The organism is Roseofilum sp. SBFL (assembly GCF_017746885.1).
GTDB lineage: Bacteria > Cyanobacteriota > Cyanobacteriia > Cyanobacteriales > Desertifilaceae > Roseofilum.
In genome coordinates this window covers 1-26,737 of the sequence record NZ_JAGHZH010000143.1, presented here as the reverse complement: position 1 = coordinate 26,737, position 26,737 = coordinate 1, and the positions used below count along the sequence as shown (strand labels likewise).

Annotated in this window: 19 protein-coding genes, 1 tRNA gene and 1 pseudogene; 8 read left to right on the top strand and 13 right to left on the bottom strand. The window is 43.5% G+C overall.

Features of this window, described 5'->3' with window-relative positions:
- Positions 1-13: 13 nt before the first annotated feature.
- The 10 genes and pseudogenes from J7545_RS15000 to J7545_RS14960 form a co-directional block, all read right to left on the bottom strand.
- Entirely contained in the window at positions 14-1,891 is a 1,878-nt protein-coding gene (locus J7545_RS15000; RefSeq protein WP_318701179.1) for an EAL domain-containing protein, read from the bottom strand.
- A complete protein-coding gene (locus tag J7545_RS14995; protein WP_318701178.1) occupies positions 1,884-5,216 on the bottom strand; it encodes a PAS domain S-box protein in 3,333 nt (1,110 codons plus the stop codon). The genes J7545_RS15000 and J7545_RS14995 overlap by 8 nt, the downstream gene beginning before the upstream one ends.
- A gap of 208 nt (positions 5,217-5,424) precedes the next feature.
- The gene (locus J7545_RS14990) at positions 5,425-6,813 is read right to left on the bottom strand and encodes a cache domain-containing protein (protein WP_318719768.1); all 1,389 of its coding nucleotides are present in this window, start codon (positions 6,811-6,813) and stop codon (positions 5,425-5,427) included.
- A 114-nt stretch (positions 6,814-6,927) separates the two neighbouring features.
- The gene (locus J7545_RS24115) at positions 6,928-7,977 is read right to left on the bottom strand and encodes an adenylate/guanylate cyclase domain-containing protein (protein ID WP_413038549.1); all 1,050 of its coding nucleotides are present in this window, start codon (positions 7,975-7,977) and stop codon (positions 6,928-6,930) included.
- 42 nt (positions 7,978-8,019) lie between these two features.
- A pseudogene (locus J7545_RS24110) lies at positions 8,020-9,330 on the bottom strand (cache domain-containing protein); the annotation flags it as partial.
- Positions 9,331-10,057: 727 nt separating this feature from the next.
- Complete coding sequence (locus J7545_RS14980; protein WP_318701174.1) at positions 10,058-11,230, bottom strand: M20 family metallopeptidase; 1,173 nt, start codon at positions 11,228-11,230, stop codon at positions 10,058-10,060.
- A gap of 120 nt (positions 11,231-11,350) precedes the next feature.
- Positions 11,351-12,331, bottom strand: a complete 981-nt coding sequence (locus tag J7545_RS14975; protein WP_318701173.1) for a hypothetical protein — start codon at positions 12,329-12,331, stop codon at positions 11,351-11,353.
- A 5-nt stretch (positions 12,332-12,336) separates the two neighbouring features.
- Entirely contained in the window at positions 12,337-12,528 is a 192-nt protein-coding gene (locus J7545_RS14970) for a hypothetical protein (RefSeq protein WP_318701172.1), read from the bottom strand.
- Between the two features lie 50 nt (positions 12,529-12,578).
- A complete protein-coding gene (locus J7545_RS14965) occupies positions 12,579-13,328 on the bottom strand; it encodes a hypothetical protein (RefSeq protein ID WP_318701171.1) in 750 nt (249 codons plus the stop codon).
- Positions 13,329-13,355: 27 nt separating this feature from the next.
- On the bottom strand, positions 13,356-14,030 hold the full coding sequence (locus J7545_RS14960; RefSeq protein ID WP_318701170.1) for a hypothetical protein: 675 nt from the start codon (positions 14,028-14,030) through the stop codon (positions 13,356-13,358).
- A gap of 107 nt (positions 14,031-14,137) precedes the next feature.
- Between J7545_RS14960 and J7545_RS14955 the strand changes: the two genes are divergently transcribed.
- On the top strand, positions 14,138-16,135 hold the full coding sequence (locus tag J7545_RS14955) for a WD40 repeat domain-containing protein (RefSeq protein ID WP_318701168.1): 1,998 nt from the start codon (positions 14,138-14,140) through the stop codon (positions 16,133-16,135).
- 48 nt (positions 16,136-16,183) lie between these two features.
- Positions 16,184-16,390: a hypothetical protein gene (locus J7545_RS14950; RefSeq protein WP_318701167.1), complete on the top strand. Its 207-nt coding sequence runs from the start codon at positions 16,184-16,186 to the stop codon at positions 16,388-16,390.
- Positions 16,391-16,437: 47 nt separating this feature from the next.
- Here J7545_RS14950 and J7545_RS14945 read toward each other — a convergent pair whose 3' ends face one another.
- The 3 genes from J7545_RS14945 to J7545_RS14935 form a co-directional block, all read right to left on the bottom strand.
- A complete protein-coding gene (locus tag J7545_RS14945) occupies positions 16,438-17,628 on the bottom strand; it encodes a lipid-A-disaccharide synthase-related protein (RefSeq protein WP_318701166.1) in 1,191 nt (396 codons plus the stop codon).
- Between the two features lie 224 nt (positions 17,629-17,852).
- On the bottom strand, positions 17,853-19,157 hold the full coding sequence (locus J7545_RS14940) for a response regulator (RefSeq protein WP_318701165.1): 1,305 nt from the start codon (positions 19,155-19,157) through the stop codon (positions 17,853-17,855).
- A gap of 3 nt (positions 19,158-19,160) precedes the next feature.
- On the bottom strand, positions 19,161-21,032 hold the full coding sequence (locus tag J7545_RS14935) for an EAL domain-containing protein (protein ID WP_318701164.1): 1,872 nt from the start codon (positions 21,030-21,032) through the stop codon (positions 19,161-19,163).
- Between the two features lie 771 nt (positions 21,033-21,803).
- Here J7545_RS14935 and J7545_RS14930 point away from each other — a divergent pair.
- The 6 genes from J7545_RS14930 (at position 21,804) to J7545_RS14905 (ending at position 26,331) form a co-directional block, all read left to right on the top strand.
- The gene (locus tag J7545_RS14930; RefSeq protein WP_318701163.1) at positions 21,804-23,318 is read left to right on the top strand and encodes a TolC family protein; all 1,515 of its coding nucleotides are present in this window, start codon (positions 21,804-21,806) and stop codon (positions 23,316-23,318) included.
- Positions 23,319-23,617: 299 nt separating this feature from the next.
- Positions 23,618-25,117: a diguanylate cyclase domain-containing protein gene (locus J7545_RS14925; protein WP_318701162.1), complete on the top strand. Its 1,500-nt coding sequence runs from the start codon at positions 23,618-23,620 to the stop codon at positions 25,115-25,117.
- A 51-nt stretch (positions 25,118-25,168) separates the two neighbouring features.
- Positions 25,169-25,396, top strand: coding sequence for a DNA-directed RNA polymerase subunit omega (locus J7545_RS14920; RefSeq protein ID WP_271944325.1), 228 nt, complete (start codon positions 25,169-25,171; stop codon positions 25,394-25,396).
- The gene (locus tag J7545_RS14915; RefSeq protein ID WP_318701160.1) at positions 25,393-25,872 is read left to right on the top strand and encodes a hypothetical protein; all 480 of its coding nucleotides are present in this window, start codon (positions 25,393-25,395) and stop codon (positions 25,870-25,872) included. Before J7545_RS14920 ends, J7545_RS14915 begins: the two co-directional genes overlap by 4 nt.
- On the top strand, positions 25,865-26,221 hold the full coding sequence (locus tag J7545_RS14910) for a DUF1818 family protein (RefSeq protein WP_318701159.1): 357 nt from the start codon (positions 25,865-25,867) through the stop codon (positions 26,219-26,221). Before J7545_RS14915 ends, J7545_RS14910 begins: the two co-directional genes overlap by 8 nt.
- 36 nt (positions 26,222-26,257) lie before the next feature.
- Positions 26,258-26,331, top strand: a tRNA-Pro gene (locus tag J7545_RS14905).
- Positions 26,332-26,737: the final 406 nt, after the last annotated feature.

Sequence of the window (26,737 nt, the reverse complement as noted above, 5' to 3'; positions counted from 1 at the left end):
CATTTCTCCCTTTTCAAGCCTCGAAATCTTCCGAAATTTTCCAACAGGGAACAGTCGCTAATAAAGATCCCATAGTGACCCCATCTAAAGGTTTAGAAATAAAATATCCTTGTACTTCTTCGCATCCCATTTTAGACAACTGGGCTAATTGAAAATCCGTTTCCACCCCTTCAGCCGTTACCGAAATATTTAAATGGTGTGCCAAGGTAATAATTGCTTCTATGATTTCAGCATTTTCACCCTCCTCTCTAATGCGACTAATAAATGAGCGATCGATTTTCAATGTATCAATCGGAAAACGATGCAAATAACTCAAAGAAGAATAGCCGGTGCCAAAATCATCGATACTGAGTTGAATCTCCCGTTGCTTCAGCCTCTCCAGAGCATTCGTTGCCAATTCTGGATTATCCATAATGGCACTTTCAGTAATCTCTAATTTTATATTTTTACTATCACAATTCGTCTTCAATAATATGCGATCAATTTGATCGATTAGAGTAGATTGGTTAAATTGCTTAACTGACAAATTAACACTCATTTTAACCTGATGATTAATCCAGCCTTGTTTACACCAATACTGAAATTGAGTACAAGCTTCTTGCAGTACCCATAAACCAATAGGGACAATTAATCCCGTTTCTTCAGCAATGGGAATAAATGCACCTGGTGAAATAAATCCCTGTTGGGGATGTTGCCAACGGATCAAAGCTTCAAAACCAGAAATATAGCCAGTTTCTAGGGAAATGATGGGCTGATAATAAAGCACAAATTCTTTATTTTCAACCGCCAATCGTAAATCCGTTTCAATCTGAAATCTTTTTTGCGTGTTTTGACGCATAAAAGCATCAAAAATTTGATAGCTTTTATGGCTCCCTTTTGCCCGATACATAGCAATATCTGCATCCCGGAGCAGTTGCTCTGGTTCTTGATAGTCAGGTGTACTAAAAACAATACCAATACTAGCATTTAAGAAAATTTCTTGTCGATCCCAATGGAAGGGCCAAGTTAAAGAATTTTTGATTTTTTGAGCTAGATTAATGGCAATACTAACATCATCCATTCGATCGATGAGAATTGCAAATTCATCGCCTCCAAACCGGGCTAAAACTTCACTCGATCGCAAGCAAGATTGTAAGCGACGGGCTACAGAAATCAGCACATGATCGCCAACCAAATGTCCTAAAGAATCATTGACCATTTTAAAGCGATCGCAATCCATAAACAGTACGGCAAATTTATAGTAACTATCAGATTTAAAGCGCTCTAAGGCTTGAATTAAGCAATCCATAAACCACACTCGATTAGGCAAACCTGTTAGAGCATCATGGGAAGCCATATGCAACAACTTTTTCTGGATTTTTTGGCGCTCTAAAATCTCACATTCCAGCCTTTTATTGGTACTAATGAGCTTTTGATTTATGTTTTGCAGTTGCTGTGTTCGCACCTGCACTCGGTGTTCTAACTCGCTATTAAGTTTGGTGATCTCTGCCTTAGCTTGAGTGAGTGCTAGCTGATTTTCTATGCGGGCAATTACTTCTTCCAGATGAAAGGGTTTAGTAATATAATCTATTCCACCCACTTGAAAAGCTTTAACCTTATCAATGACATCATCTAAAGCACTCAAGAAAATAACAGGAATATCTTTAGTCTGAGTATCCAACTTGAGGTGCTTACAGACTTCATAACCATCCATATCTGGCATTTTAATATCTAACAAAATTAAATCTGGAGGAATGGTCTTAGCTGCAGTGATTGCCATTGGACCATTGGTCACCCCTCGTACTTTATAGCCTTCTTCTATCAAGCTATTGGATAACAGCCGTAAATTATTCAAGGTATCATCAACAATTAATAAATTTCCCTTAGAGGGCATTTGACCCGGGTTATTCATGATTCAAATCACACTGAGCTATTTTCATAATTCGATCAAAACAAAATTGATCAACTAAACTAGCGATCGCCTTCTTCGTATTTCCATAGTCTTCTGACAATTGCTCTAAGAGTTTATAAATCCCATCTGCATCAGCTCCCGCAGCACAATGATACAGTTCGATGACCCAATCTTCAGCAATTCCCTCAAGATCGCTGGCCTCCAACCAATCATCCAGTACAGTTGAGGTACCATAAAGAACTGTGGTTAAACTGTCCATTGGCCCATAAAGATAACGAACTCCGAGATACTTAGCTATTGTCTCAAAAATTGCGCTCTCTTGGAATGGCTTGATCATACAATCATCACATTCGCAACAGCGATCGCAAATTGGCTCACTTAGGGGATGGTCAGTTAAGCCAATAATTATAGTGGCCTGGCCCTGCAAGGACTTACGAATTGTTTGAGTGGCTGCATATCCATTCATCACTGGCATTTGCATATCCATCCAAATTAAATGAGGTTGCCAAGATCCCCACACTTCGATGGTCTCTTGACCGTTACTCGCCTCGCGCACCTCAAAGCCAACAGCACGGAGTAACTTCACCAATAATTGCCGAATTTCCCACACATCCTCAGCGACCAAAATACGATAAGTCGGTTGACCAGGAGCTAGGCTAATGACGCGTAACGGCTTATGGGAGAAGGAGACTTTCGTCGGATCGGCCTGCTCAAAGGGTATATCAAACCAAAAGCAAGTACCGCCAGCAGCCGGACAAGTAAAGTGAATTTCTCCCCCCATCAATTGCACAAATCTCTGAGTAATGGATAATCCCAAGCCTGTTCCTTCTCCTGACCGACGACCTACACTCGTCTGTACAAAGGGTTCAAAAATCCTGTCTTGTTCTAGCATGGGAATCCCCGGGCCAGTATCTTGAACTTCAAACTGTAATCGATCGGGGTTTGAGGGTTTACTGACGTTCAAGATCACTTCACCCTGGGATGTAAACTTAATGGCATTACTTAATAGATTAATTAAAATCTGACGTAATTTACTTTCATCTCCTTTCACCCATTGAGGGACGTTGTCTTCCCATTTTATCTGGAAATGCAAGCTTTTTTTATAGGCTTTAAGGATAAACATATCTTGAGTCTTAACCAGCATTTGATGGAGATCGAATCCAGAAATATTGAGAGACAACTTACCCGATTCTATTTTTGACAAATCCAGAATATCATTAATCAATGACAATAGATGATAAGCTGAATTGTTAATGATCTTTAAAAAATCTTTCTGCTCGGTCAATACAACAGATCTGGACAGCAACTGAGTAAAGCCTAAAATAGCATTGAGGGGCGTACGCAATTCATGGCTCATGTTTGCTAAAAATTCACTTTTGGCCTGATTCGCTGCATCGGCTGCTTCTTTCGCTTGTTTCATCTGAGATTTAGCTTTTAATGCTTGAATAATCTGTTGAGATTTCTTCTCAATTTCTTCAACCGATTCAGCTTGCTTTATAGCAATACCCAGTTGTTTTCCGAAGCGGACCATTGCCTTAATTTCCCAAGGTTTCCAAGAGCGATGATTTGCGGTCTGACAAGCAGCTAATAATCCCCAAAATTGCTCTCCTTTTAAGATAGGAGCAATTAAATACGCTCGAATCTGTTGTTGCTGGAAAAATCTTAAATAGCAAGCAGGGAATCCGCGAGTAAAAATGTCATTGGCTACATAACTTTCTGACACCTTACCTTGAGAAACCTGGGTCTGAAAAAAACAATGACTTAGTTGTTCCGTTAACTCTTGATAAGTATGGGGTTGCTTAACTAAAGATCGCTGATTTGGGCCTAGAGATTCTGCCACAAATTGACCTGTCCAATCCGCATTAAAACGATACACGAGAGTGCGATCGCACTTCAACAACTGTCTGGCCTCGTAGGTTACCGTGGTAAAAATCGTCTCTACATCTAAAAATGCCCGGGTTTTATCTACTACCATATCTACGGCCCGCTCAGTCTCCGCTTGCTGCTGCAACTGCCGTTGAATTTCCTTTTCCCTCTCTTGGGTTGCCTGTTGGAGTGCCACTTCCATCTGCTTCCGTTCATGAATATCCGAAACCACCCCAATTAACTGAGTGGGTTCTCCCATCCAATCTCGTACAATTGACACGGCTAGATACACCCATTGCACCTTTCCATCTTTGCGGAGATAGCGCTTTTCTAGGCTATAGGTCTGACTAATACCACTTAAGAGGTCTTGAACATAGGGTTCTTCAACATTGAGATCCTCTGGATGGGTCAATTGACGAAATGTCTTGTTAAGTAATTCGGCCTGGCTATATCCCAACAATTGACAAAATCGTTGATTGACCTGCACCAATTGTCCCGAAGGAAGAGTCAAGGCAATCCCTACGGCTGCCTGATCGAAAATGGCCTGTAATCGTTCTTCTCGCTCCCATAAACTTAACTGAGCCTGTCGCCGTTCACTAATATCACGCAAACAGACCACTAAGGCTTCTTCCCTATCCCATTGCACTGGAGCTACACTAATTTCGCTCACTCCTAATACTTCTCCCTCATGAGTAATTTCAATCTCTGCGGTTTGTCCAACGACCATGGGCAATCCCAAAGGATAATCGATTAATTCAGAGAGGGGTTTATGGAGAATATTCTTGGCTGCTGGGTTCGCAAATAAGACTGTTCCTTGCTGGTCTATAATCATTATCCCATCAGAGGTACTGTTGACCAGTGTTTGCCATTGAGCTTCAACTTTCCGCAGTTGCTCCGTGGTCTTTTTGTCGGGAGTCAGCACTTGGGAAAACATAATAATGCCACCGACTTTTCGGGCATCAGTATACCAAGGGTAAATTTGCCAATTGACCCAATCAACCGAACCATCGATCTGATAAAAAGGGTCTTCTTTACCCTGTTTGATGTCGCCGTTTAAACACTGTTGATGAATATCTTTCCAGTTTTGGGCAGTCTCTGGAAAGACTTCATAGTGGGACTTGCCGATGATCTTCGTTTCTTGTAAGTTATACATGTTCAGCCATTGCTCGGAAACATGCAGATAGCGCATCTGACGATCAAAAATGGCGATCGCCCCTGGAGAATGCAATACGGATAACTTTAATAGCTCCTCTTGTACCTTTAACTTCTGCTGTTGCCGTCGTACATAGCTATACCCAATCAGGACATTGGCACCGATCGCCCCAATTCCAGCTATCCAAGTCAGAGCAAAAAATGTTTCGCCCCTAGTTGAGGGGGCAGATCTAACCCGATCTCTCGAATCTAGAGCAGATGGTTTAACCGCTAACCCTGGTACTGGAACTCCAATTGCTAATATCAACAGTAGTCCAAGTAAGATGAAATCCTTAGATGTTTGCCACAGATGATTGACAAGGGGATGCGGGGATGCGGGGACGCGGGGATGCGGGGACGCGGGGACGCGGAGACACGGAGATAGCCTCTTGCCTATAGCCTCTTGTCTTTTGCCTTTTGTCTTTTGCCTTTTGCCTAGCGCAAAGCGCTCTCTTCCCCACTCCATCATCCCCTACCTACGTTCTTGATCCTTGATTATTGAGCCTCAACGCTTCTTCGGAGACTGCTACAAGGTGTTCAAACTGAAACCGATTGACCCAAGTGGCGATCGTCTGACGTAACTGGCTCTGTTCTTCTGACGGATGCTCAAGAAGCTGTACAATTTGCTCACCATCGGCTCCTGTGGCAAAATACTCTAATTGTTCAAGCCATTCACGGGGCATTATGGCTAACTGGAAAGGATAAATTTCTCCCAGATCTCCAGAACTATGGGTTACATCTTCAAGAATCTCATAGACATAATCAATCCCAAGATAGTACTTCATTTTCCCCAAAATCACTGACTCTTGGAAAGGTTTACGCACAAAATCATCACATCCAGAAGAGAGAACTAAGACTTTTTCTTCCTCAAATACGCTCGCAGTCAAGGCAATAATGACCGTGGATTGGTCGTGAAGATGTTGTTTAATGTACTCAGTAGCAGCATAACCATCCATGACTGGCATTCGCATATCCATCCAAATTAAGTGGGGGTGCCAGTCTTCCCACACTTCAATAGCCTTTGGATCTTGACTTTCGCTGGCATGAATGCGTTGGGCGACTCCGTTTTCAATAACAAAGGGTTGGGGTAAGCTGGAACTGGCAACTAGGTTTCCGGAGCGCTCTAAAATAAAGGTTTGCCCCGATTTCCCAATTTTGAGGGTAGCCAGAAATTCACTAATTTGGGTAAGAAAAAAGTTATTGCCTAAGACTCCAATCAAGTTCCCAGCTTCGTCACGAATGGCAACACTGGCAGGGATGGCCATACGAGGATAGGCATGGTAGGTAAAGATGGGTCCCCAAACTTCTTGTTCGCTTTCGACAGCAACTTTGTACCAGGGGCGATCGCGGATCGGAAAATTGGGGGTTTTGCTCATCAGTTCAATAGGACGATTTTGCTCATTGAGCCAATGAAATTGAATACTACCTCCCGTTGCTTTACCCGCTCTCATCAGTTGCAGTCGATCGTCGAGTCCATGGGCAATACCAATAAACTCATTTTTCTCACTGCCAAAGAATACGGAGTCAATGCGATCGAAGCGTTGTAGTTGTTTAATAAAATAGTTTTGCAATTTGGGAAAATCTTCTATTTGCAAATATCCTAATTCCAAAGTATCTAGAGTGACCTGATTAACTTGATGGCGAATACTCAGGTATTCCGAGAGTTTTTGATCGATCCGTTGACTGACTTCATAGCGCAATTGCATCGCCACTTCATTGACTGCTTTTTTTCCATAGCGGACAGAAAACCATCCGCTTAAACCGACTGCCATCACGTTCTGGAGAACAAACGGGATAATCAGCCATAACTTCAAGGGGATCTTGGCACTCAGATTCCAGCTATTTTGATGATTTAAAACAGCCATAAAGGTCAATTAATCATTTAAAAATAGAGTTTTTTTAAGTTTTCTTAAAAAATATTTTGGGGACATCCACAAGAGATCGATTGAGATTGAGGGGAAAGGGATTGAGATCTGAGTTTATTGACCTAAGAGCCAATAGGTAAACATTTCTCCTTTACCCTTAACGTCTATTTTACCCCGTTCGTGAAAATGATAGTTATTTCTTAACAATTCATAAGTTTGATGGGTAACCTGAATCTGGCCAGGTTCCCCTTGGGACTCCATTCGAGAAGCGACATTAACTGCATCTCCCCAGAGATCGTAAATGAATTTGCGCGTGCCAATTACTCCAGCAACAACGGGGCCAGTATTAATACCAATACGAATTTGGAAGGGTTGATTAAAGGGGGTGTGAAACTGACGGATAATATTTTGCATCTCTAGGGCCATATTGGCGATCGCTTCGGCATGATCCCGACGAGGTAGGGGGAGTCCTCCCGCAACCATATAGGCATCACCAATGGTTTTAATTTTCTCTAAATTATATTTTTCGCAAAGGTGGTCAAATTGGGAAAAGATGTGATTGAGTAATTCAACCAATTCATGGGCCTGTAGATTGCTCGATAGGGGCGTAAATCCGACGAGATCGGCAAATAAGATAGTGACGGATTGAAATTGTTCGGCAATGACGACCCCGACTTGGCGTTCGTTCAGGTCATTCTGTTTAAGTTGGTCGGCAATCGGTTGGGGTAAAATATTTAAGAGTAGTTTCTCTGATTTAGCTTGTTCAAGTCGTAGAGCATCTTCTGCATTTTTGCGTAAGGTTATATCATCAATTACACCTAATAAGCCAATTACTTTCTGATTGGCATCATGAATGGGAATCTTGCTAATGTCGAGCCAAATGGGTTCACCATCTTTTCCCGGTTTGACTTTTTTGGCAATCATGTGCAGTTGAGAGGTATCGGTTGCCATGATTTCCTGGTCTTTAGCTCGAAATTCATCAGCCAAATGACGTGGTAATAAATCATAATCGGTTTTGCCGATGACGATTTCTGGACTCTCTAATCCGGCGGCTTCTGACCAATTAGAATTACAACCTAAAAAGACGCAATCGGTATCTTTCCAAAAGACTTGTTGGGGAATATTATCTAAAATCAGGCGTAAATAGTGTTGTTGTTCGCGCAGGGCAGCTTCACTACGCTGTAGGGCTAACAGGGCTTTTCGGCGATCGCTAATATCATAGGCAGCATAGAGAAGACAAGGATGCCGATTCCATTGAATTTTTTCAGCAGATAATAAGAGGGTTTTGATCTCTCCAGAGGCGCTTTGCAGTTCGACTTGCTCATGGCGTAAGGTTCCTTCGTTTTCTACAGCTTCGACTAAGCGTTGGTGTTCTTGAGGATTAACCCAGAATTGAAGTTCGGTTTCTTGATGGTGAATCAGGGTTTCTGGGGAGTATCCCAAGATTTCACAAAAGCTATCATTAACTTCTAATAAGCAGCCATCGGCGATCGCACTAATAAAGAGCGGATGGGGACTTAAGCGAAAGGCAGTTTGAAAATGCTCTTGGGCTTCTTTCAAGGCTTGGGTACGTTCCTGAACTTGAGTTTCTAAGTTTTGATTCATTTCTTCCCAAGCTTGGAAGGAGATATTAAGCTGATAGACCATTTGATTAAAGCCTTGGGCAAGCCGGTTTAATTCCTCAATCCGTCCCCCGTAGATTTTGGGGGCAATTTCTCCTTTGGCAATCGCCTTTACCCCGTGGCTGAGTTGGGAAATGGGGCGAGAAAGCCAGCGACAAATGAGTAAACCCAATCCTAAAGCACTGATTAAGGCTATTGCACAGAGGACGATCGTTGTACGGGTATTGGTGTTAATCTGAGACATAAAATCGCCTTCAGGAATAATCACCACAACCACCCAATCAAGTCCCCTTAAATACTCTTCTGAAGATTCCATATTATGGCCGACGGTAGTCACATCTAGAAAATAGCGCTCTCCTTGCCAAGTCATCATCAGGTCTTGATGATCTTGGAGGGATGCTAAGGCGGCGATCTGGCTGGCAGCGTTCTGAATTAAGGGATTTTGACTTTGAGAGGCTTTAATCCGTTGACGACCTTCTGGGGTGTCAATAAAGGGTAATTCCGGGGCAGAACTAGCCACCAGTGTACCTGAGCGTTCCATAATAAAGGCTTCTCCAGTGGCGCTAATGTCTAAACTGGCTAAAAAGTCACTAATCTGGGTGAGCGTATAATCTACGCCCAGGACTCCTTGGAGGGTTCCTTGGTCGTCGTAGAGGGGTAAAACGGGGGTAATTCCTAAATCCTCGGAAGCGGAAAAGAGATAAATGGGCGACCACGTGGCAGTTTTCGCTTTGACTGCGGCTTGATACCAGGGACGGGTACGGGGATCGTATGGGGTGCTGCGAATGAGGTTATCGGTGGGATTTCCTTGCTCGTCTAAGTGATAGATGTTGCGGAATGGGGCGCTATTGCGATCGCGACGATAAACGCGGGGGGTGGGGTCGCGGTTGACCATGATAAAGTCGCCTTGGGTGTTGCTATAGTAGAGCGATCGCACCCAGGGATGGATTTGCACTTGTTGCCAAAAGTAGGGTAGAGCCAGATCGAAGTTTTCGGGGTCAAAGTGTTCAGTGGCGATCGCCGCTTCATTCATCTTCAGAAATAAATGGGGTGTATCGGCAAACCGTTTCAGATGTTCTTGAATACGATGGGTGACTTCCCAACTCAAACGAGTCGCCAATTGATTCACCGATTGCTGACCATTGTGAAATGACAGATAGCCAATCAATCCCACCACTAAACATAATTCCAGTACAAAGGGAACCACCAACAGGAAGCGCAATGACAAGGTTGAATTACCTTTTAAGGAAAGAGAAATCGGTTGTTTGGTGGACATTATTGATCGGCCCAAGGACTATTGATCATCATACTCATCCTTTTGGGAGACTCCACTGACTTCTATCACTGGCTCAAAAAGGGTCTAAGACGGTTCAATTTCGAGCTTCCGTAAAATCCCGTAATCAGCTTCTCGCTAATTCAGTAATTCTACAGAACTCTATTCCCAGTGTATCGAACAATCTTCAGGGAAGGTTTACAATATAAGTCCTTAAATTGCCCTAGCCTATATAGAGAGCTTCTAAAAAGTTGATTGCTTGTTCGATATCAAAGTTGTAGCAAAGCGCTTTACGGATTTTCCTCAATGATTCCCCATTCCCCATTCCCCATTCCCCATTCCCTATTCCCTATTTCCAATACAGGGCTGCGGCATAAGCTAAGGTAACCACACCAACAGCAATAGCGCTTTCATCGACTTCAAATTTAGGATGATGAAGGGGATAATTGGTCTTATGAGCATGGCCAACTCCCAAACGGAACATACTACCAGGAGCATGATCTAAATAGAGGGAGAAATCTTCAGCACCGAGAGACGGTTCAAGCAGATTAATGACGCGATCGCCCCCCAACGCTTCTTTCGCAGCCGTTTCGATTAATTGGGTCACGTTTCCATCATTTTGTACCGAAGGAACCAGGCGACGATAGCGAAACTCATAGGTCGCACCATAACACTCGCAAACACTCTTAACAATCCCTTCAATCCACTGGGGTAACTGGGCGCTGGTTTCTGGATGGAGCGATCGCACGGTTCCCGTTAACTGCACCCGATCGGCAATCACATTATGGGCCCGACCCCCACTAATTTGGCCAAACGACAACACCACCGGACGCAAAGGATTTTGAGTGCGACTAATAGCCTGTTGCAAGCTAGTAATAATCTGAGCCGCAATCCAAATCGCATCTTTAGCCTCATGGGGCCTAGCCCCATGGCCCGATTCCCCCATAATCACCAATTCTAGCTCATCAGCCGCCGCCGTCAATGCCCCATAGCGCACGCCAACCGAGCCAGCAGGAATCGTTGGATAGACATGAACCCCTAAAATAGCTTCTACATCTTCCATCGCCCCTTCCTCAACCATCCAGCCCGCTCCTTGGGCAACTTCCTCCGCTGGTTGAAAAATAAACCGTACCGTACCGGGTAAGGATAAGCCCAACTCAGATAAGACCATGGCTGTGCCTAACCCTAACGTGGTATGCACATCATGGCCACAGGCGTGCATAACCCCAGTTTGGCGAGAGGCAAACTCTAAATTCGTACATTCATTAATCGGCAGCGCATCCATGTCAGTACGAATGGCCAAACATCCAGCCCCCGCTTTTGCTCCTGGCAATTCACCAATCACCCCCGTGTTGCCCACATCTTCTTTAACATGCAATCCAGCCGAAGAGAGTACCCCAGCAACGTAGGCAGCCGTTTGCCGTTCTTGGCCGCTTAGTTCAGGATGAGCATGGATATGGCGACGAATTTCAATCAGTCGGGGGGCGATGCGAGCAGTGAGGTCTTGGATTTCAGAGAGCATGGTCAAAGACAAACGGGCGTTAGACAATTTGCTTAAACTATAACAAGAGATTAGAGTGTCCTGATGACGTTTCTACATAACAGGATTTCCTGACTTAAGGTTTACTTTATAAATACCTTCTTAGGGATTGGAGTGCAGTTGGAGGCGATCGCCCTGAAATTGAAGCCTTTGCTCACCCACTCGCACGACTGCACTTAAGCCACGTCCCTCAACTTTAATCGGTGGTGCATTCTCCTTCTGCACCGTCATCACGACAAAAAACTGGTTATACCCTGACGCTTGAATTTTACCCCCCGTTTCCGTGGTTTCATAGGTTAACTTCACCGCTTCTGGCAGAATAAACCGACCGTTTAGAGTGGCTCCCGAATCGGATGTAATCGTAAATCCCTGGCTTTCTAGGGTTACCTTTCCTGCGGTATGCATGACCCAGAGCGTCGGGACTAAACTCTGTTCAAATCGGTCTACCACCGCAAATAATCCGGGGACACCCGATCGCCCCGTATAATCAACCGCAAAAGACCTAAGCCAGTTTTTATAGCCCAAACTCACGATCCCCGATCCACTGCGATCAGACTCAAAAAAGAGGAGTTTCGAGCCATGATTTCCCTTGACATTCGGCACAATCACCACATTTTCATCTTCTCTTCGTCCTTCACTAGGGCCGGCGATCGCCCATTGTTCTCCTAATCCCCAAATCCGAAAACTCCCGGCATCTGGAAATGACCAAAATCCAGTGTTTCTCGATTCACCTTTTAAGTAAATACTGGTAATAACATCATTTTTATCTTGCCATTGATTCCGAAAGACATAAAACTGCTTTTGCTCATCCACCAACACTCGGTCGAAAATCTCTACAGGGTTCTGCTCTACGACATCATCTGGATATCCCACTAAGGCATAAATCGCATCATGGGGAGTATGCTCATGAATGCCAAAAGTGCGATCGCCCTCCAATCCCCAATGACGATCAAAAAACCAGACCAGCGCCGGAAGGAAGCGATCGGAAGTCACCGGAAAACCCAAAGCAAATAATGACCCATCTGGCCCTAATCGGTGTCGGCCATATGTGGGAACTTTAACCCCATTATCCTGATTAACCATCCGCATTAGATAATGAGGTAAAATCCATTCCATATGGATAAGAAACAATGACCTGCCCCATGGTATCCACTATTAGGGCCATAACCATCATAGTAAATTGTTCCTTGAAGCACCCGATCGAGTTGGGTAAGGATAGCTTCACCATAGGGAGTTTTCGCTTTTTGACGTAATTGAGGCAATTGGTCTCTAGAAAACACTAACCGAGGGTGTTCTTGGTCTCATTCACCCATGTACCAGAACCTATTCCCTAACGCGAAGCGCTATAAGAGCTTTCACTGACCTGTTGTAGTTTTCTGAGTTCCCGATGGACACTAATGCCAATTTCTAAGGTTTCATTAATTAATCGCCCATAATGACTTTCTTGACCTTGGATATCAAAATCAATTAAATCAGACAAATTACGATCCAATTGATCGAACAAATCATCGGGTAATTTGACTTGGTGATACTCGCGCACTAATCGTTCTGCTTTTAGGGCATGGATAAAGCTATCTTTAGTAATTCTTAGCGCTTCAACCATTTGATGACGATTCCCGCTATCTTGATCCATGTAGCCATCTGTAATCAATTGATCTATACGGTAAAATATGGTGACTATGCGTTCGTAGTTGTCTAATTCATTTAAAAGAGTAAGTAAGTAGATTAAAGGTTTGGAATTCAAATAAACGTAGAGATTGATAATCAGAAATAAAAAAGCAGATAACCCCAAGCTGGAGACGATGGGTATCCAGTAATTGGGATTAGTGCTATTCCAGGAGTTTTTGATGGTCAGTAAAGTAGTACCGGAAGCAATCACTAAAGTTAGGAAAAACAAGCCTAACTCGAGTCCCGAAAATCTCAGGAGAGCGGCATTTCGTTTTTCATCATTGGATTCCTGATGACTGACTTTCGCCCAAACTCGATAGTATTCTCCAAGGAAACTATCATGGATGGAAATTCCACTAATGTTTTGCAGGGTTTCATCGGATATCCGTAGGTCTTCTAAGTCTGAATTCATAAATATTCTGACGCAAAATACATAAAATCAGTTAAACAAGGCAAGAAAAGATCTAAAAACTGCACTATAGAAATTACTTTCTAAGGGACGGAAGAGTTCAAAGGCTTTCCCTGGAGTTCCCATGAACGGTCGCAGTGTCCAACCCAGTTGGCTACCAATAATACCATATAAGAATAACCAGCCTAAAAGGATTTTGTGGCGAATTTCATAGCCAATATCGTCGGCTTTCATCAATTGTTTCATGCCTTCGTAAAAGAACTGGATACCGAAAAAACCAGTGATTCCTAAAATGAGGACGTTGAGAAGGAGATAAAAGTGATAATCGGGGATACTTAACAGGAAGAAAACAGTGATGGGAGCAAAACCACAGAGCAAAATACTAATCAATCCCATGGCACTCATGAGTAAACAGAGGTACTGTTCGGGATTGCATTTAGATCCAAATAAGACATTAAACAGATAGAGAGTAGGGAAACAAATAATTAAGGTGAGTAGATATAGAGCAGGCAGTTTGATGGCTGAAACTAAGGACTGATACCAATGACCATAAGCTCCCATGATCAATCCATAAAAAGCAAAAAATATGGAGCTAGAAATGAATAAGCCAGTAATTTTAGATTTGATTTTAATGCCTTGGTAAATTTCCTCCATGAATGAGTTTCGCTCCCGTAGCATCTGCATGACGATGGAAAAATAATTCATGACTATTGACTCCTGAAGTGATATATTATAATAGAATGACTTCAAAAGTAATCCTTAAGTTCCCGTTTCCCATTTTAAGCTGAATTTTGGGGATTCATATTCAAGTTATGAAATATTTAATCTTATTTAAGATCTTAGGGATAGTTAGTATCTGTGGGCTAGAGCAAGGTTCAGGAAGAATATTAGGTACAGATGGGGCGATCGCGTTTGAGCTAGCGGACATCGAAGCGATGGGTCGCCTTATTGCCCAACCCGTACAGCCTCTGCATAGTGTTCCCCCAGGAATTCCACCGACTCAACAATTATCAGAACATACCAGAGCGGTGAAAGCCGTTGCAGTCAGTGCCAATGGTCGCCTCATCGCCAGTGCTGGGGAAGAGAATCAAATTTATCTGTGGGATTTGTGGGAAAACCGGTCTAGTGGACTGCTCAGAGGTCATACGGAAGCGGTGTTAGCGTTGGCCATGAGTCCACGGGGTAAGTTAATGGTTAGTGCGGGTTTAGACCGCACCATTAAAGTGTGGAATACCCAAACTAGGCAAGAGATTACCACGTTTAGGGGACATCGCAATGGTATTTTAGCCCTAGCGGTGAGTCCCGATGGACGAATTTTAGCCAGTGGTGGCTTAGATCGGACCATTCATTTATGGAATCTGGAAACGGGAAAGGCGATCGGAATTTTAGAGGGTCATGAAGATTGGGTACAAGCGTTAACATTTACTCCTGATGGCCATACGTTAATTAGTGGCAGTGCAGATGCAACCATTCGGTTTTGGAATCTGTACACGGGTGAGGAAAAACAGGTTTTGGAGTCTCCAACGGGTGGGGTTTTAGCGTTAGCTCTGAGTGAAGATGGACGAGTTTTGGCTAGTAGTGGTTTTGAAGAGGCGATCGCCGTTTGGAATGTGCCTAGGGGAGTAGTGGAAACCCTATTAACCGGTCATCGTATGGGGGTTTTGTCCCTCAAGTTTAGTCCCACAGGGAATATTTTAGCCAGTGGTAGCGATGATGGCACGGTGAAGTTGTGGAATATGGATACCGGATCTCAAATGCAGACCTTTTCGGGTCATAAAACGGGAGTAAGCGCGATCGCCTTTACCCCAGATCGTCGCTCCTTAATTAGTGGGGGAGACGATAGCTTAGTTAATCTCTGGAATCTTGATACTCGCCTATTTCCCGACAATTTTACCCCCCATGGCGATACGATCTCTGCCCTCGGATTTACGGGGACAGGAGATTTATTAATTAGTGGTAGTTTAGATCAAAGTGTGAAGATTTGGCCCGTTACTGAACGGGATAATTCATCTCCTCTACATACCGTTTCCAGTCATGAAACTTCGGTTTGGTCTTTAGCGATCAGTCCTATTCAACCGGTGATTGCCAGTGGTAGTTTTGATGGCAAAATCAAGCTGTGGAATTTAGTTACGGGACGGTTAATTGAGACCCTCACAGCCCATCGGGGAGGAGTGTATGGGATGGCCATTAGTGCCGATAGTCAACTCTTGGTTAGTGGAGGAGACGATCGCACTGTCAAGTTATGGGATCTGCAAACAGGAGCATTGTTGAAAACCCTAGGCGGCCCCAGAAAAACGATTTATACGGTAACGTTAAGTGGCGATCGCCGTTGGTTAGCCTCTGGTAGTGCCGATGGCATGATTCACCTGTGGGATTTGAGTCGCTTAGAATTAGTCTCCAGTTTTCCAGCTCATCGGGGTGCGGTGTACGGGTTGGCACTGACGAGAGATGGTAAATTATTAGCATCAGGAGGAGAGGATGGCCAGGTGCGGGTGTGGGATTTGCGACTGGTTGAGCAGGAAAAGCGGGAGATTCCCACCAGTCGTCGTCTACAGAAAAATGGCTCTCAGGTGCGATCGCTCGCTATTACTCAAGATGCCCGATATCTGGTTACCGGGTCAAGTACCGGAGAAGTCAAGGTTTGGAACCTGGCGAACGGTGAGTTACTGCATACCTTAAGGGGTCATACTGGAGGAGTTTCAGCACTCTCTATTCACCCGGATAATCGCACTGTAGCAACGGGCAGCAGCGATCGAACCATTCGCCTATGGGACTTAATCGCGGGTAAATCCCAGCAAGTTTGGCGCTAGGGGATCATAATAGAGGTTAGGTTTATTTTTACTGAGGAGTGTGCGATCGTGAACAGTCAATCTTTAGCCCACTATATTGAAGCCACCGATGGCATCTCAAAACCCTGGTTACTGCTCCAGTTGCGGTTAAAAAAGTTGCAAGAGCGTCGCCATGAACTTGCGCCCGAAGAATACATGCAACAATTGACCGAAATTCACCAAGATTTAATGAAACTTGGCGAGTGGTGGAAAGGGATCGAAGATCGAGTCTTTTAGCGTTTCCCTAAACCCCGATCCTGCTCAAAGAGAGAATCAAAGCTCAATTATGAATGACCATTCTTAACCCTAATGATCCTCATGATTTCCTCTGAAAATCTCTGGGAGGCTCCTGTAGGGCCGATTCGGTTTTGACCGTTTTCAATACAAGTTTTTAAATAAGACTCATCCGTAAGAATGTGCAGAATTTTTGTAGCTGCTTCTGCTAAAATAGCAGGAGTCGCTGGCCCCGTCCCTACTGTAGTAATTGATGGCCCTAAAAGCCGCATTTGGGCTTCAGCAAATCGATAGGTAAATTGGGGGCCTTTACCGGCAATTTGGACAATGGGTTTACCTAATCCGACCGCTTGTTCTACAGCAGTTCCTGCCATCCCAATCACCAAATTACACTGATGGAGAATGTCGGGGAAAGCATCGAAATGATAGTGAATTGTGGTCTGTTTTTTGGTCAGTGTTCCGGGGATATAGTGCCAGCCTTCTTGAGTTGCTAGCGCTTGTAATTGCGTCTGTTGAATATTGGGAACTAAGGCCGCTTGAAATTGTAGGGGTTGCTGGGATGAGAGCATTTCACACAGGCGCAATTGTAGGGTCAAGTTCTCTAACGCTTCGGGGAGTCGACTACCGGGTAAGAGGGCAATCATGGGTTGATTGGGGTGCAGATTTAAGGGTTTTCCGGTTGGCGTGAGGGTATCCATAAAGGGACAACCCAAAAATGTAGTGTTAGGGAATCCTTGTTGCCGCAAATCTGTGGCGGTATAGGCATCGCGGGTATAAATTTTTTGGCATTGCGGCGATCGCAAACACTGCGCCGTCAACCAGGGTAACTTAACCTTACCCTCATAGTAACTGGAAGTTGAGACAATAAACGCTAGATAAGGACGACCCGTTAACTGGGCTAAACCAATGGGTACAATATCCCCAACCGCCACTAACAGGTCACACTGCCGACTATAGCGCTGAACCACGCGAATTTGCCGCCAGGTTAACCCCATCAAACCTGAAAATAGGTCTTTAATCAGATAAAGCGGGTTCATATACCATATTCCGCCAGAGGGAAGGGTGCGCGTCGGGCCAATAATGGGCACACCTAAACCGCGATAGGCTCCCCCTGCACCCACCAAAGGCATAGCCCCAACCTTTATCTGGGGATAAGACTCTTGCAAAGCCTTGACTATTAAACTGCCATTGAGGTCTTCTCCATGGCCATTGCTGAGGAACAATAGGGATGAGTGATGCATAGAATTCGCTTCAGACAGTATTGGTAGCGTATCAAATTCTGAAGCCTGTTTTGAAATCATAAAAAGGGCGGGTATTGCCTAAAGCCTTCCCGCCACCTGGTCACCAAGGAGAAACCATACAGTCATGACGAGTGACTTAGAAAGCAAGTTCCCAACTGGGACAAAAATCTGTCTGAAGAGCGTTGAGTGTTAATAATCATTTGCCTAGGAAATGCCAATCTATATCAATTCTTCACGGGCAGCGCTAGCGTAAAAGTAGTTCCTTCTCCGAGTTGAGACGTAAACTTCAGGGTTCCTTGATGTTTATCTTCAATAATTTGCCGGGAAATTGCCAATCCTAATCCTGTACCTTTATTAATCCCTTTAGTCGTAAATAAATAATCAAAGACTTTCTGTTGAATTTCGGGTTTCATGCCGGCCCCATTATCTTGGATGTCAATTTTGACTTGATGGTTATTGGCATCACAACTTGTAGTAATCAGAATTTCATTCGGCTGATTTTGAATTTCCTCATAAGTTTTCCCTTGATTAGAATCTTCTAGGGCATCAATCGCATTCGCTAACAGATTCATAAACACTTGATTCAATTGGCCGGGATAGCAGGCAATAGGGGGTAACTCTCCGTAGTTTTTAGTAATTTTAATTTCTGGTCGGTAATCTTTCGCTTTCAGGCGATGCCTAAGAATCATAAGGGTACTATCAATTCCATCATGACAGTTAAAAGAAACTTTCCGATCGCTATCGGCACGGGAAAAGGTACGCATGGACTGACTAATAGAAGTAATGCGATTGGTTCCTTCTTCCATCGATTTGAGCAATTTGGGAAAATCTTCCTGTAAATAGTCAAATTCAATTGCGTCTAATTCATCAAGAATTTCATCCCCAGGTTCAGGATATTTTTCTTGATACAGTTGAATGATTTGAATTAAGTCTTGGGCATAGCTTTTTGCTTCCGCAATATTGCCCGCAATAAACCCGACCGGATTATTTATTTCATGGACAATACCAGCTACCAGTTGACCTAACAACGACATTTTTTCTGTCAAGACTAATTGAGATTGAGCTGTTTTGAGTTCTGCGGTTCGCTCTTCCACTTTTTGTTCTAATGATGCATTTACACTGGCCAGTTCTTGAGTCAGAGATTGTAACTGTAAATGGAGATTAATTCTCGCTAAAACCTCCTCTTGTTGAAACGGCTTTGTGATGTAATCAACGGCTCCAGAACTGAGTCCTTTGACCTTATTATTCGCATCCGCTAGAGCGGTCATAAAAATAATTGGAATGGTATTAAGATTGGGGTCTTTTTTGATGCGATGGCAAGTTTCAAAGCCATCGATTCCAGGCATCATAATATCAAGTAAAATTAAATCAGGCTGGATAGAAGCAAGTTTTTCTAAGGCATTTAAGCCATCTTTGGCGACCAATACCTTAAATCCTTCTTCTTTAAGAAAGTTGAATAAAACTTTGATATTAGTGGGATTGTCATCAACAACCAGCAGGGTTTTTTGATCGCTAGAAGAAGTGTTCATAGGTCAATTAATCCTATAATTTTCGATAAAGTGAGTGGCTGATTCAGGGTTTAGAGGTTTTGCAAACAAAAATCCTTGGCCACATTCGCACCCTATGTCTTTGACGATTTTGAGTTGTTCTTCGGTTTCGATGCCTTCGGCAACCAGATCCATACCAAGATGGTGAGCTAAAGAAATGATGGTTTGAATAATTGCCAAACCTTCTGCACTATCCAGACGAGAAATAAAGCATCGATCAATTTTTAGCGTGTTTACAGGAAAAGAATGGAGACGACTTAAGGAGGAGTATCCTATGCCGAAATCATCAATACAAATTTTAATGCCTTGATGATGAATTTCTTGTAAAATCTTTGTGGGCATTCCTTCATTTTCTAAAAAGGCGCTTTCGGTGACTTCTAGTTTGAGTTGATGGGGTAAAATCTCATGTTGACGACAGATGGTAATAATGGTGGTGAGAAGATGGAAGTTTTGCAATTGCAAAGGAGAGAGATTGACATTAATGACCAAATGTTGGGTCTGTGGAAATTGTTGGTGCCACTGTTGGAGTTGTTGACAGGCTAAGGTAAGTGCAATAAATCCTAATTCTTCAATACATCCTGTTTCTTCAGCTAAGTCAATAAAGTATCCGGGGGAAATGAGTCCCCGTTGAGGATGTTGCCAGCGAATTAAGGCTTCAAAACCGACGAGTTGATGAGTGTCGAGCGCAATAATCGGTTGATAATGTAACTCAAATTGATGGTTTTGGATGGCAAGTGGTAATTCAGCTTCGAGTTTAATGCGTTCTAAGGCACGAGATTGGAGATGGGGATTAAGGATGGAATAACCGTTTTTCCCAGCTCGTTTGGCTTCTGACATGACAATATCTGCATCGCGCAGAATGTCGGTCATTTGTCGATAGCCAAGGATGGATGGAATAATTCCGATACGAGCATGGAGGGAAATGGGATAGTGACCGATGGTAATGGGCAATTGCAAATGCTCTAAGATCCGGTTAGCGATCGCCTCCACATCCGTATTCTCGCATATTTGCAGTACCAATAAGAACTTGTCCCCACCTAAACGTGCCACCTGTCCTTGTCCTCGCCAACATCCGAGCAATCGCTCTGCCACCTCTTTCAACACTTGATCTCCAATGCGATGTCCCAAATGATCGTTGACTCGCTTAAAATGACCTAAATCTAGGAAAAAAATTCCATAGTTGATCTGAGAATGACTAGAAACATCATCTAACAATGTCGATAAATATTGAGTAACCCATAACCGGTTATATAATCCTGTTAGATGATCGTGAGAAGCTTCATAACTGAGTTGCTCTTCCCTCGCTTGTAATTTCTCTAAGGCTGATGAGAGCTGCTCAGTGCGCTCTAATACACGGGTTTCTAAATCTTCATTCAGATGTTTTAATTGAGTTTCAGCTAACAGTCTGGCTTGGACTTCTTTATGAAGTTGCTTATTTTTTTCTCGTAAGTTTTGAGTTAAAGAGCGTAACTTAAGATGTAATTGAATTCGGCTTAAGACTTCTTCTTGATAGAAAGGTTTGGTAATGTAGTCCACAGCACCAAGTTTTAATCCCTTCACTTTATCTTCATTTTCGGATAAAGCAGTCATAAAAATCACTGGTATCTCCTGGGTGTTGGGATTCGATTGAAGCTGACGACACACCTCAAACCCACTTAATTCTGGCATCATCACATCCAGTAAGATTAAATCGGGATAGGTTTGATTCACTTTGTCTAAGGCATTTTTGCCATCTGTCGCCACTAATACCCTAAACCCTGATTTTTTCAGTAAGTTGAATAGCACCCTAAGATTGTTGGTATTATCATCAACAATGAGAATCAGTCCAGATTGGGTTGTCTTGATTAGGTTGACCATATCTGTGTATTGTGATCCAATCGCTTGTATACCTGACTGGTTGCTCCATCAATCTGTACATCTTCTTTGTAAACTGAAGGGATTGAGATCGCCTCTCAAGTCTAGATGATTAAGACCCCCTAGATTGACCCATACACTGATCCAGCAACTGACGAACAGATGTAAATTAGCATAGCGCTTTTGAGGTTGAAGGAAAAGACTCTTTAATTGATATACTCCACTTGACTAAAGCCGAGTAGATTCTCCAAACATTACTGCGACTGGATTTCTGATTCAACGAGTTCGCTTAAATTAAATGCCTTGCGGTATTTAAACCAGAGACTCTCTCTCCTCAGACGTTTCCTCTATTTCAGAAGCCTGTTCCCCAATGCCCTTCGGTAAAGTTAACACCTAAAATCCTTAGTTCCTCTCGTACTTGATAGTTGAAGTTTTTTCTTCTCAAGCCTTCCTGAGAAGAACTGCATAACTTCGGTTTTCAAGGTGCGTTGCCTTTGAGCTACTATTTTTTTAGGTGGTTGATTCCCCTTTTTATGTTTATAATTGTAACATAAAAGCCGCTCTGGAAGGAAGTTGCTCTAAACCCAATTTCCCTGACAAATCTATATTTTTCCCATAACTGAAAACCTAGAAAGAAGTAACTCGCCTTGATTGTAGCACTATTGTTTGTCGTTGACTCGAAAGTTCTCTAGTTGGCTAGACTCTTAACAGCGTTTGTGGGACCCAATGAAATTTATATTAAATTAACGTTAAACTTTGATCTAAAAACCAGCCATGAGCTATTACCAATCCGTCAGTCTATCCCTTATCTCTGGAGGGCTATTAGCCTTTTATAGCATAGGTTTGAGCATTTTTTTGCCGGCACAAGCGACTCCCTTAGAGGCTCAAACTGTTCAGTTTGAACAGATAAGAGAACCCGTCCCTTTGTCCTTGGAGATCGCCGATGTTGTACAACTGGTAGTTGAAAATAACACAGAAGTCAAAAATGCCTATCTCGATCGCATTGCTCAACGTCAAGATCTGGCCGTTGCTGAAGATAAATTTAAACCCAATCTTACCCCTCGTATTTTACTCAATGCTCGTCGAGGATCGACTGGCCCCATTATTACTCAAAGTGAAGGGTTAGATATCGGTGCCTCCCTGAACACTCAGTTTCCCATCGGTACTGAAATCACCCTTGACTGGAGAACTGTGCGCCGTTTAGAGCGACAATTGGGTTCCACTACTCCGTTAGATCAAAGGGCATTAAATCATCAGGTTGAACTACAATTGAGACAACCCTTATTACGACGTTCAGGAGTCGAAGTTAATCAAGCTTCAGTTGAGCGGGCACGCTTAACCAATCGAGTGCAGATTTTACAAGTCAAATCCACATTGATCGATCGAGTTACTGATTCTATTTTGCGTTACCGTACACTCTTTCAACGTCAACAACAACTGGAAATTGCCGAATTAACCCTAGCGAACTCTCGTCGTCGTCTGGAAGTGACAGAAGCTTTAATTGAAGCAGGAAAACTCCCTCCAGTAGAACGGATTCAAGGAGCGGCAGATGTAGCGAATCAAGAATTGAGTGTTTTAAATGCTAAAAATGCCCTAGATGAAGCTCGATTAGACTTGTTAAATTTATTAGAACTCGATCAAGATTTAGCGATCGCTGCTCAAGCCCCCACACTCCAAGATCAACCTATATTAGAAGCTGAACAGTTGGTGTCCATAGCAATAGAAAATAATCCAACTTACTTACAGGCTAAATTGACTCAGAAAATTGCCAACTATACTTTGATTGAAGCCGCCGATGATCGTCGTTGGGATTTGGATTTAGAAGCAGATTATAATTTTCAACCCAGTAATTTGGTTGAGACTCGATCTGATCTAACTCTAGGGTTAACCTTGAGTAAAACCTGGGGAGATTTGCAGCCCGAACAGCGCTTTCAACAAAGCCAAGTGAATGTAACCAAAGCTGAAAATACCCTCAGTCAAATCTATTCAAGCTTGAATATTGACTTGAATAATCTGATCCGTGAGATTCAACTGACCTGGAAAGAGGTGCAGCAATCTCGATCTAGGACTCAATTGGTGGCAGAGCAATTAGCAGCAGAAGAAGAGAAGCTCAGTCTGGGTCTTGACAATACCTCGCTAACTGATATTATTAATTTTCAAAATCAATTAGCCCAAGCCCAACAAAATGAATTGGGGGTTTTAATCGAGTACCTCAATGCCTTAACTCAGTTAGATCGGAGTCTGGGAATCACCCTAAAGCAGTGGAATTTAAACCTGGAAATTGAGTAATCTCTCATAGGATCTTAGGGCAAATCTTTCCCCTCTCCCTGAATAGGAGTGCTAACGTTTCAATCTAGGTCTGTGCGATTGTCAATCCCCAGGAGAAATGATAGGATAAACACACAGACAAAAATCTAGACTTTACCCTATTCTCAATTATGGAACTGTCTAGTTCCACCCGTCATGTCCACTGAAGTGTTAGTTAATAAAAATTAATCATCAGATTCCGTCGAAAAGTTCTGAAGTGTAAGCCTAATTTAGGAAAAGAGGGATTTCAGAATGGAGAGATGGGAGAGGGAGAACCAGCGATGAATCGTCTATTCAATCAGATTATAAGCCTGAAATTTAAAGCCAGTTATTTGATCGTTAACGATCGCTTCTTAATAACGGGTGCTGATGACAATATTGGTGATATTCTTCCTCAAATGACCCTAGCGCTCGGTGTCGATGTGAGAGATATTTTCCCGTTTTTAAGCTCTGTTCATTTAGAAGAATTGATCGAGAATGAATCGGTAGAGAGAGAAGGTAATTTAGAAGGAGTTGACCTAAAGGTGACACTGAGGGCTAATTGGGAAGAAGAACGCCCAAAGTCTCAATACTTAGTGTTGATTGAAGATAGGACTCAATTCTACAAGGAGCAGGAGGAACAGCAGAAACAAGCCGAAGGAGATCGCCTCTTGCGAGGGATGATGGAGATTATTCGCCAATCTGTCGGCTTAGAAGAAATTCTGCAATCGACGGTCGATCGAGTGCAAACCCTATTGGCCATAGACCGAGCCTTCATCTACTATTTTAATCCAGATTGGAGCGGTACAGTCGTTGTTGAAGCACTCCATTCTAGCTGTCATTCTATCCTGGATCAGCCCATTGAACAGTGTTATACTAAAGATCAAGTCACCTTCTATCAACAAGGAAAATTCAGCCAAATTGACAATCTAGAAACGGCTGAACTCCGAGATAAAGACCGCAAATACCTCAGTCAACTTCAGGTGCGATCGCAATTAGTCTTTCCCATTCAACTGGGAATCCCCTTAACTATTCCGATCCAAAATACCCCCTTTCAATCCGATCAGTCCAGTTTACCCATCACCTCCCATCACTATAACCTGTGCGATACCTATCTCTGGGGACTCCTGATCGTCCATCAATGCCATCAGCCTCGAAACTGGCAACCCTGGGAAACCCAACTGCTCATGTCTTTGAGCAGCCAACTGAGCATCGCCATTCAACAGTCCCAGCTCTACGAACAACTCAAAGAAGCCAATCAAGAACTCAAACAACTGGCTGCTTCCGATAGCCTCACCCAACTCTTCAACCGTCGCCGTTTCGACCAAGTACTACAAAAAGAATGGCGAAGACTCGCCAGGGAGCGATCGCCACTCGGACTAATTTTTTGTGATATTGACTACTTCAGACTCTACAATGAAGCCTACGGTTACCTCAGTGGTGACTTTTGTTTGCAACTTCTGGCCGATGCTGTGCGCCAAGCTCTCAAACGCCCCGCTGACTTGGTCGCTCGGTATGGACCGGAAGAATTTGCTATCCTTCTCCCCCATACAGACCTATCAGGAAGTTTTCATGTCGCCCATATGATTCAAAACAACGTCATCAACCTAGACCTAGAACACAAAACCTCTCCCGTTGCTTCCACCGTTACCCTTAGTATCGGAGTTGCCGCTTTAGTTCCCCATGTTGATACCCAACCCCAATTTCTACTCGAACTCACTCGTTATGTTCTTGACCAAGCCAAACGCAACGGTCATAACCAAATTGTGGTCGCCAATTCCTCCGTCCTGCTCGACTTTTAACCAGAACAGGTAAACTAGAAAAAGATTGACTTAACTTCTCAAAATCCCCCTATGCTCAAGCGCTCTTCCGTAGACAGCCAAGAATTAATTTGTCGTGCTGAGGAACTCATTAATGCCGCATCCAACCGCTATCGCATTACCGTACAAGTAGCCCATCGCGCCCAACGTCGCCGCTACGAAGAATTTGATAGCCTTGACGATCCAAAAATGAAACCCGTCATTCGAGCGGTGATTGAAATGTCTGACGAGTTAACCCAACCCGAAATCATTGGTGAATGAAACAAAGACGTTTTTTTCTCATTGGTTTAGGTTCACTAGGGCTGATGGCTTTATCCTTCATGCCCTTAAAGTCAGTTTCTCCACCCGTGGCTCTTGCCCAGTCCCGCATTCGACCCAGGGATCTGTGGCGTTTAGTGTATGAACAACTCCCAGACTTTCCTCTAGAAAATAATTACGTTAGCCAACTTAATGGAGAAGTCAAGCCCGATAATACCTTAGTTGAGAGATTGATTCGTTATCATCTCTATGTCAAAGGTCGCACGCCCCAATATCGCCTAGATTGGAAATTAACCCTAGCTGATTATTTGGGCACTAATGAGGTGATGTACGAAGGACTTTATCCCAGTGCAGATTTACTCAGAGATAATCCATTAGAGGGAGATCGCCAAGCCATCCAAAATTTGACGAGATCGCAACGAAACGCTTTAATTGATGTCCTAGTTGGCATTTATAATCCCCAAAACAACCGTGATTAAACAAGGCTCTCAATGGCGAGTCGGCTGGAAACCGGAAGAGATCGAGTATCCCGCTTTGCTTGGTGGTGCAGATTGGGCGATCGAACTAAGGGCTACAGAACTGCAAGAATTCCAGCGTCTCCTACAACAATTGATCCATAGCCTAGAGCAAATCGCCCCCGAACTCATGGAAGAAGAAAAAATCACCTGTGAGGCCGAAGGGAGCTTTTTATGGGTGGAAGTTGAAGGATATTCCCACAGCTTTAGCCTCCATTTTATCCTCAATACGGGTCGTCGAGCCGAAGGAACCTGGCCGGCTGCGGTGACTCCAGAAGTCATTCAAGCTTTAAATACGCTAGAGGGGTTTTAATTTTCAAAATCCTGTGTTACGATAAAGATCTGTGACCGGGGCGTAGCGCAGCTTGGTAGCGCACCACTTTGGGGTAGTGGGGGTCGTGGGTTCAAATCCCGCCGCTCCGATTGTATTGAAACGAATAATGGGCAGGCTTTTCACCCACAACCTCCTCATCCCAAAAGTGGCGCTCTACCTAAAATCTACCTAAAACCACCATAACACCCCCATAATGGAGTGGCAAAAAATAGGTTAGCTATATAATCAATACTTATTAAGAAGTCCATTGCCATAGAATTTCATCTATAAGCCAATCACATGACCATCACATAAGCATCACATGGCCATCACATAAGCATTGTCTATGGATAAGTAGAGAACTATAAGGTGTGCTAAAATAGATATATATCCAAACTGGAGACCCAACTAGGGTAGCCAAAGAAGATATATATCCATCGGCACTCCATGGGCTGGCATGATCCGACAGAAAATATCCCCAATCACTGGACTAAGTGATGAGGAAAAAGTAATATT

Bases quoted from the DNA above. Each gene is read 5' to 3' on its own strand.
- J7545_RS15000 (WP_318701179.1), bottom strand. From the start codon at position 1,891: ATGAATAACCCGGGTCAAATGCCCTCTAAGGGAAATTTATTAATTGTT.
- J7545_RS14990 (WP_318719768.1), bottom strand. From the start codon at position 6,813: ATGGCTGTTTTAAATCATCAAAATAGCTGGAATCTGAGTGCCAAGATC.
- J7545_RS14980 (WP_318701174.1), bottom strand. From the start codon at position 11,230: ATGCTCTCTGAAATCCAAGACCTCACTGCTCGCATCGCCCCCCGACTG.
- J7545_RS14975 (WP_318701173.1), bottom strand. From the start codon at position 12,331: ATGGTTAATCAGGATAATGGGGTTAAAGTTCCCACATATGGCCGACAC.
- J7545_RS14965 (WP_318701171.1), bottom strand. From the start codon at position 13,328: ATGAATTCAGACTTAGAAGACCTACGGATATCCGATGAAACCCTGCAA.
- J7545_RS14960 (WP_318701170.1), bottom strand. From the start codon at position 14,030: ATGAATTATTTTTCCATCGTCATGCAGATGCTACGGGAGCGAAACTCA.
- J7545_RS14955 (WP_318701168.1), top strand. From the start codon at position 14,138: ATGAAATATTTAATCTTATTTAAGATCTTAGGGATAGTTAGTATCTGT.
- J7545_RS14945 (WP_318701166.1), bottom strand. From the start codon at position 17,628: ATGCATCACTCATCCCTATTGTTCCTCAGCAATGGCCATGGAGAAGAC.
- J7545_RS14940 (WP_318701165.1), bottom strand. From the start codon at position 19,157: ATGAACACTTCTTCTAGCGATCAAAAAACCCTGCTGGTTGTTGATGAC.
- J7545_RS14935 (WP_318701164.1), bottom strand. From the start codon at position 21,032: ATGGTCAACCTAATCAAGACAACCCAATCTGGACTGATTCTCATTGTT.
- J7545_RS14930 (WP_318701163.1), top strand. From the start codon at position 21,804: ATGAGCTATTACCAATCCGTCAGTCTATCCCTTATCTCTGGAGGGCTA.
- J7545_RS14925 (WP_318701162.1), top strand. From the start codon at position 23,618: ATGAATCGTCTATTCAATCAGATTATAAGCCTGAAATTTAAAGCCAGT.
- J7545_RS14920 (WP_271944325.1), top strand. From the start codon at position 25,169: ATGCTCAAGCGCTCTTCCGTAGACAGCCAAGAATTAATTTGTCGTGCT.
- J7545_RS14915 (WP_318701160.1), top strand. From the start codon at position 25,393: ATGAAACAAAGACGTTTTTTTCTCATTGGTTTAGGTTCACTAGGGCTG.